Here is a 744-nt window from a genome sequence, read left to right on the forward strand (position 1 = left end):
CGGAGGATTGCGGGTTCTGCCCCGTGATCAAGTTGCCGTCCTGGGCCGCGAAGGGCTGCCAGTCCGGCCCACGCTCGAAGCGGCCTCCCAGCTCCTTGAGCCGGTCCTCCAGCAGGAAGGGCACCACGGCAGTCAGCCCGACGGCCTCCTCCTCGGTGTTGGTGAAGGCGCTCACCCGGCGACCGTCGACGAGGGAGCGTCCATCCTGCCGCTTGGCCTTCACCAGCCCAGCCGGTCCATGGCACACGGCGGCGACAACCTTGCCCTGATCGGCCATCGTGCCGACGATCCGGGCCAGCGTCTCGTCATTGGCCGCATCCCACATCGGCCCGTGCCCACCGGGCAGGAACACCGCGTCGAACGAGCCCGGATCCACGCTGGCGAGGGCAGGAGAGTTGCGGGCCGTTGCCATGGCCTTTTCGTCCGCCAGGAAGCGGTGAACCGAAGCCGGGACCTCCGGCTGCTCCTCTGGTTTCTCGCCCGGCCCTTCGCCGGCCTCCACCGGCAGGCTGCGCGGATCCCACGGGATGGCGCCGCCCTTGATGGACACGAGCGTGACGTCAGCACCTCCATCCAGCAGGGCGTAGTAGGGCGTGGCCAGCTCCTCCAGCCAGACGCCGGTGCGGTGGCCGGTGGATCCCATCTGGTCATGCGAGGTGGCGACGACGAGCACTTTGGAGGCGGGCATCTCTGTTCCCCGGACGGTGGCGCTACGCCGTCAACCCGAAACCGCCGGGGAGGTTC

1 protein-coding gene is annotated in these 744 nt (G+C 69.5%); it reads right to left on the bottom strand.

The genetic code is table 11. The annotated features are described in order from the left end of the window. Positions 1–688, bottom strand: a 688-nt coding sequence (locus GR328_RS26550; protein WP_160888635.1) for a type 1 glutamine amidotransferase domain-containing protein, incomplete at its 3' end; no start/stop codon positions are given. Between the last annotated feature and the right edge of the window lie 56 nt (positions 689–744).

Origin of the sequence: Microvirga makkahensis (assembly GCF_009830105.1) — a bacterium.
GTDB lineage: Bacteria > Pseudomonadota > Alphaproteobacteria > Rhizobiales > Beijerinckiaceae > Microvirga > Microvirga makkahensis.